Genomic DNA, 5,604 nt, shown 5'->3' on the forward strand with positions numbered 1-5,604 from the left:
CCGCACGGTCTCGTGCAGCTCCGCGCCCTCGTCGCCGCGCTCCCGCGCCGCCGATGCCCACTCAAGCGCTTCGTCGCGCTGCGCCACCAGCGTCCGGTGATCCACGCGGCCCTCGATGCCGGCCCGCTCTAAGGCCGCATTGCTGTCCCGCGCCCATGCCTCCCGCCAGCCCTCAAGAACCTCGACCTTGTTCCAGTCGCGGTTCTTGGTGGTAAAACCGTCTGCGTCGATCTCGCGGGTGGTCAGCAGAATGTGCGCGTGATGGTTGCGCTCGTCGCCCTCGCGCCCCGGCGCGTGCAGGGCGATGTCAGCCACCATGCCACGGTCCACGAACTGCGCCTGTGCGTAGTCGCGGACCAGGGCGACACGCTGCGCATGAGTCAGCTCGTCGGGCAGGGCCACGCGCACCTCGCGGGCGACCTGGCTGTTCTTGCGGGTCTCGGCCTCCTCGACGCGGTTCCACAACTCGGATCGGTCACGGACCCAATCCGGCGCATGAACCGGTGCGAGGATTTCGGTGTGATCGACACCGCTCCGCGCCGCGTAGTCGAAGGTAAGCCCGGTGCGGCGGTCTTCGATACGCTCGGCCACACGGTAGGCGGAAGCCGCAGTGGCGCTACGGCCCTGACTGCGGGAAATCATCGTTGCGCGTAAATGATAAATCGCCATTCGGGGGCTGCACTTTGCTTAGGGGTTAAGGGGAAACGCAAGTCTCCCCTACCCACACAAACGCGCAGCGTTTGTATAAGTGGGCACTTCGTGTCTTGCTCTCTACATCTGTCGTAGCCTAAAAGCAACTCAAGACGTTGGCAGAGGAGACCAGAATGGCGCGGACAATAGATCAGCAGATTGCGACAACGCAGGCAAAGCTCGCCCGTCTTAAAACGCGGCAAAAAGCCAGTGAGACCCGGCGCAAAATCATCGTCGGGGCCATCGTGACCAATGCCGCTTTGAAAGACCCCAAGATTGCACGCTGGATGGCGGCAACCCTGCGCAAAAACGCCACCCGTGACGTCGATCAGAAAGAACTGGTCGGGCTGCTGGATGAACTGGATCAAGCAGCGGCCAAGGCGGATCAGACATGAGCAAGGATCCGTTTCAGGAACTGGTCGATGAGCTGACGGCCCTTCGTCGCAGCATCGAGCATATTGCCCGCACCAGTCTCGACAAAGACGAGGCTAAGAAGCTGAACCAGATCGTGACGGCAGCGGTCCTGAAAATGGCAAAGGCAGCCGAGGATGCGCCGAGAGAAATTCAAGGGGCTTTGGGAGTGGACCGCGACCAGATGGCCCGCAGCGCCACACAGGCCGCTGCAAGGGCCGCTGAGAGCGCCATGGCTGGAATCCGTCATGACCTCGACAATGAACGCGCAAAGCTCTCACAGGCCGCCGGAGAGGCCCGTAGGGAGGCGTGGCGCTGGTTTGGTGGGTTCTGGGTGTGGTTGGTCGCTATGCTCGCCACAGGGGCCATTTTGGGCGCGCTGGCAATGGCTTTGATACAAGGGCGAGGCGATGCCCGCGAGTTCGGGCAATATCCGGGTGTTTACTGCGGTCCGGCGGGCGGTGAGGATTTGACCAATACAGCTGGTCGAGAAGGCTGCATGTTCTGGTACGATTGATCAGTCCGGCCAGTTTTCGGCGGACCAGTCGCGCAATGTGTGGATCACACGGACAATCGCGATTTCTTCCGCGCCGCCCGTCTGCGTGATCGCATAGGCTACAACGTAAGGCAGGCCCGTGACGGATTTCTCATAGGTGCCTGTCACCCGTCCAAAGCGCCCTATCGGCATGTCGCCAAGGGCCAGAGCCGTCTTGTCAAGGGCAGCGGCCACACGGCGGGCCGCTGACGGATTGTCGGTGGCGATGTAGGCAACCTGCTCGGCAAGGTCGGCCAACGCATCGTTTGACCAGCGAACGGGTCGGCTCACGCGGCGTTGTCCGCCGCCGCGTCGATCACCTGCCGCAGTGACGCCATAGCATGTTCATGGCTGACCGTCCGTCCGGCTTCCACGTCCGCAAGCCCACGTTCGATGCCTTCGATGATGGCCAGTTCGCGGTCCACGTAGGTTTCCACCGCCTCTGCCGCCAGAAAGGATCGGCTGCGCCGTGTTCCATCTGCCAATCTCCCCAATTTCGCCTTGAGCTGCGGATCAAGCCGGATCGTCATTGTGGTGTTGGTCGTCATTTCATCACCTTCTAAGCATGTGTACATCTGAACACATATACTATTTCGAGGGTTTCACAAAGGGCAGATCAAGGAAAACGCCTAGTGTTAATAGTGTTACCTACGGAGTAAGTTACGGATTGGACAACCTATTGACCTGTTTGGAATAATATTACCTCTGGGTTCCGAAAGGGTCAAACTTTGGTTCCGAAAGGGTCAAACTTTGGTTCCGAAAGGGTCAAACGGACTTCCCCTGCAATCTGGTTCCTGATAGGTCAAACTGAGAAGTTCCTGATAGGTCAAAGATTCGCTAATGAGCTTGCTGCCAGATCGCCACCCAAACCTTGATTTCTTCGTCCTTGATATCGCGGATGCGGTGCCGAAGGACGACATGGCCTCGATGGAGCATCCGCTGTTCTCACTGGCAACGAAACCGGACATGCGGCACCTCGAATATCGCAGCGGCGACAACATTCTGAAAATCCGGCCATCGGGCCTCGGCCTGCCCACCATCTTCGACAAGGACATCCTGATTTTCACGATCAGCCAGCTCATGCACCGCAAGAACCGGGGCGAGGCGATCGGGGACACCGTGCGCTTTTCGGCCCGCGAGTTGTCGGTTGCGACCAACCGACCAATTGGCGGAAACCACTACAAGCGCCTCGAAGATGCCTTTGCCCGCCTCCAAGGGGCGCAGTTCGTCACCAACATCAGGTCCGGTGGCAAGATCGAGACACGAATTTTCTCGCTGATTGACGAAGGTGGATTCGTTCGCACAGACGACGAACGGTTCCGCCTAGACTATTGCGAGGTGAAGCTGTCGCGCTGGCTCATGCGGGCCATCGAATCCGACCAAGTCGTCACGATTTCGAAAGACTATTTCCGGCTGCGTCGCCCACTAGAACGCCGACTCTACGAGATCGCGCGAAAGCATTGCGGCAGCAAACCGAAGTGGCAGATCGGGCTGACGACGCTCCAAAACAAGACGGGAAGCAACGCCCCCGTCAAACGGTTCCGACACAATCTGCGCGAGATTATCAAGGCGGACGTGACGCCGTTCTACCGCTTCGAGCTGGACAATGCTGACCTTGTGATCGTCCGGCCCCGCCAGTCCAAGGCGCAAATCACCCCCGCCATCACTCTGCCCGACTGGGCCGAGGAAAAGGCCCGCGCCGTGGCAAGGGAAAAAGGCCGGGACTACTATGCGCTGCGGGCTGACTGGCTGGCCTTTGCGCAGGCGGAAACGGCAAAGGGCAACCCGCCGAAAAGTGCGGGTGCGGCCTTCGTGGCCTACTGCGGGAAGCAGAACAGCCTAAGATAGCGGCTACGATGCGTAGATACGCTGTTCCCTTGATAGTTTGCTTGGTTCACAAATTGTGGCACACTGGTCACGCTGACTGGTTATGACCAGTCAAGAAAACCAATAATGACCACGAGGAAAACTGGACATGACCATGACACTGAATGAAGCGGCAAAGTTCTGTCACAAGGCAAAGGGAACAGTCCTTAAAGCTATAAAAGATGGGCGTTTAAGTGCGCCGAAAGATGCACAAGGACGATACGAGATTGATCCGTCAGAGTTGCATAGAGTGTTCCCGATGACCGCTATTGACCAGTCAGAAAAACCGATACTGACCCCCGCTCCTGACCATGAAAACCGCATTGAAATTGAACGGTTACGCGCCGAACTTAAAGCCGCAAACACCCTGTCTGAAAACATGGCTGAAACTGTGGCAGACCTTCGCGAACGCCTTGATCGTGAGGGCGAAGAACGCCGCAAGTTGACCGCAATACTAACCGATCAGCGGTCGGGGCAGGGGGCAAAGCGTGGCTTGTTTGGGTTCCTGCGATCAGCATAGCTATCGACATGCCACAAACCTGACAAAACCTTCATAATTTTGGCAGGTCTAACCCATTGATCCATCACAAGACGGCAAAGAGCCTTAAACCGAGCGTTTTTAAACGCGAACGTTCCAGACAGAACATCTATAATTGTTTCACCATCGGTTGACCGAGGTCAGGTTTCAGCGCTTACTTGTCGATGTGCTTCTTTGCTTCGTTCAGGCTATCTAGCGTAACTCCACCAACGTGAAACTTGTCACCGTCACGACGGATCATTCTTCCACGATATGGTGCCATACCATTCTGGTCGAATCTTACCGATTCCGTGGGCTCTGTTGCAGTATCTGTGGAAAGCACTTGTTCACGCCTACCCGGGAGGTCCGTTTTACTCGGCGACTTCTCTGGCAAGTCGTTGAAAACAAGAAGGGCTCCTAAACCAAGGAGAACTGCAGGAACTAGAGATAAAGCGTTTATGCCAAATAGCCAAAGAATTCCAGCTGCTGAAACAGCCATCAGTATTGCACCCTCTTGGTGGCTACGAACTAGCGATATCCCTTTCTTTCTGGGTTTGACAAAACAACTCGCCGCCCCACCCAATCCAAGAATTGGTAATGCGATCGAAGCCAAACTATAAAAATTCATTGTCTGCGCTCCTGTTTCATAATCCATAGAGGACGCAAGCCCCCCAATGGCCGAAAAAGAAGAATAACCAACCACACCAATGAGAAGAGAAATTAAGCCTCCAATTATTCCAAGAACTCCGCCAACCTTCATCTTCCACTCCAACTTGCAGACCGAACAAAATGAGCTTGTTACCGGACGATGAGCCTGTCAACGAAAACTGTCCGGTTTTCTGGGACGACTTCACGTTTGTTGAAGCTACCTTATAGGTCGATCCCATGTCCTCGGTCGCGATGGGTGTCCCGCTCGATCTCCTGCTGTCGCTCCAACTCTTTCACCCGTTCCTGTTCTTGCGCGGCCTCCTGCGCGGTGTGCCGTTCCTCGGCCTCACGGCCCTCGCGCAGCGCAACCGCACGGTCCGCCAGCCCCTCACGGCCTATCCCCGCTGCCGCCTCACGCAGACGTACTGCCAGATCCTGTGGTGCCTCCCAATCCTGCGCATCAACGTCCTGCTCCTTCTCACGGCCCTGCCGCGCCTCCCACGCGTCCCGCAACCGTGCGGCAAAGTCAGGTTCTTCCTCTCGGCCGTCACGCCCACCCGCAAGCGCCAGCTCAGACTGCCCTGATCCCGCAAACCTCGCAGACCCCAGACGGTCCATGACGCGCTCCGCTGCACGGTCCAGCCAGTCGCGCACCTGTCCGGTCAGCTCCTGCACCACCTGTCTGACCTCGGCGGCACGGTCCTTGACCTCGTGCCAGACGCGGACGGCGGCAACCTCGATACCGCGCTCCTTGAGCTGCCACGCACCAAGGGAAAGCTGCGGCAGGGGCGGGCGATCCAGCGACATGGCCCGCACGGTCTCGTGCAGCTCCGCGCCCTCGTCGCCGCGCTCCCGCGCCGCCGATGCCCACTCAAGCGCTTCGTCGCGCTGCGCCACCAGCGTCCGGTGATCCACGCGGCCCTCGATGCCGGCCCGC

General features: G+C 58.2%; 9 protein-coding genes. 4 read left to right on the forward strand and 5 right to left on the reverse strand.

Annotated elements, in window-relative coordinates; genetic code table 11:
* The coding region (mobQ, locus tag ROE7235_RS18405; protein ID WP_121097242.1) for a MobQ family relaxase at nt 1-669 on the reverse strand (669 nt) is incomplete at its 3' end.
* Nucleotides 670-824: 155 nt separating this feature from the next.
* On the opposite strand from mobQ, the gene ROE7235_RS18410 reads away from it, so the two are divergent.
* Nucleotides 825-1,085, forward strand: a complete 261-nt coding sequence (locus ROE7235_RS18410; RefSeq protein ID WP_121097245.1) for a hypothetical protein — start codon at nt 825-827, stop codon at nt 1,083-1,085.
* Nucleotides 1,082-1,618 (forward strand): hypothetical protein, encoded by a 537-nt coding sequence (locus tag ROE7235_RS18415; RefSeq protein WP_121097248.1) that lies wholly within the window; start codon nt 1,082-1,084, stop codon nt 1,616-1,618. The genes ROE7235_RS18410 and ROE7235_RS18415 overlap by 4 nt, the downstream gene beginning before the upstream one ends.
* Here the strand turns inward: ROE7235_RS18415 and ROE7235_RS18420 are convergent, their stop codons facing one another.
* Together ROE7235_RS18420 and ROE7235_RS18425 are read right to left on the reverse strand one after the other, a co-directional pair.
* The gene (locus tag ROE7235_RS18420) at nt 1,619-1,927 is read right to left on the reverse strand and encodes a type II toxin-antitoxin system RelE/ParE family toxin (RefSeq protein WP_121097251.1); all 309 of its coding nucleotides are present in this window, start codon (nt 1,925-1,927) and stop codon (nt 1,619-1,621) included.
* Nucleotides 1,924-2,184 (reverse strand): CopG family ribbon-helix-helix protein, encoded by a 261-nt coding sequence (locus ROE7235_RS18425; protein WP_121097260.1) that lies wholly within the window; start codon nt 2,182-2,184, stop codon nt 1,924-1,926. The genes ROE7235_RS18420 and ROE7235_RS18425 overlap by 4 nt, the downstream gene beginning before the upstream one ends.
* A gap of 370 nt (nt 2,185-2,554) precedes the next feature.
* Here ROE7235_RS18425 and trfA point away from each other — a divergent pair, with 370 nt between their 5' ends.
* Complete coding sequence (trfA, locus tag ROE7235_RS18430) at nt 2,555-3,484, forward strand: replication initiator protein A (protein WP_245964028.1); 930 nt, start codon at nt 2,555-2,557, stop codon at nt 3,482-3,484.
* A 127-nt stretch (nt 3,485-3,611) separates the two neighbouring features.
* Nucleotides 3,612-4,022, forward strand: a complete 411-nt coding sequence (locus ROE7235_RS19995; RefSeq protein WP_147434269.1) for a hypothetical protein — start codon at nt 3,612-3,614, stop codon at nt 4,020-4,022.
* A 172-nt stretch (nt 4,023-4,194) separates the two neighbouring features.
* Here the strand turns inward: ROE7235_RS19995 and ROE7235_RS20000 are convergent, their stop codons facing one another.
* Together ROE7235_RS20000 and ROE7235_RS20290 are read right to left on the reverse strand one after the other, a co-directional pair.
* Nucleotides 4,195-4,779 (reverse strand): hypothetical protein, encoded by a 585-nt coding sequence (locus ROE7235_RS20000; RefSeq protein WP_147434270.1) that lies wholly within the window; start codon nt 4,777-4,779, stop codon nt 4,195-4,197.
* 110 nt (nt 4,780-4,889) lie between these two features.
* The coding region (locus ROE7235_RS20290; protein ID WP_220669593.1) for a hypothetical protein at nt 4,890-5,604 on the reverse strand (715 nt) is incomplete at its 5' end.

Source organism: Roseinatronobacter ekhonensis, from assembly GCF_900499075.1.
In the GTDB taxonomy this organism is placed as follows: domain Bacteria; phylum Pseudomonadota; class Alphaproteobacteria; order Rhodobacterales; family Rhodobacteraceae; genus Roseinatronobacter; species Roseinatronobacter ekhonensis.

Coding starts and splice junctions, on each gene's coding strand:
- ROE7235_RS18410 (WP_121097245.1), top strand. CDS start 825: ATGGCGCGGACAATAGATCAGCAGATTGCGACAACGCAGGCAAAGCTC.
- ROE7235_RS18415 (WP_121097248.1), top strand. CDS start 1,082: ATGAGCAAGGATCCGTTTCAGGAACTGGTCGATGAGCTGACGGCCCTT.
- ROE7235_RS18425 (WP_121097260.1), bottom strand. CDS start 2,184: ATGACGACCAACACCACAATGACGATCCGGCTTGATCCGCAGCTCAAG.
- trfA (WP_245964028.1), top strand. CDS start 2,555: ATGGCCTCGATGGAGCATCCGCTGTTCTCACTGGCAACGAAACCGGAC.
- ROE7235_RS19995 (WP_147434269.1), top strand. CDS start 3,612: ATGACCATGACACTGAATGAAGCGGCAAAGTTCTGTCACAAGGCAAAG.
- ROE7235_RS20000 (WP_147434270.1), bottom strand. CDS start 4,779: ATGAAGGTTGGCGGAGTTCTTGGAATAATTGGAGGCTTAATTTCTCTT.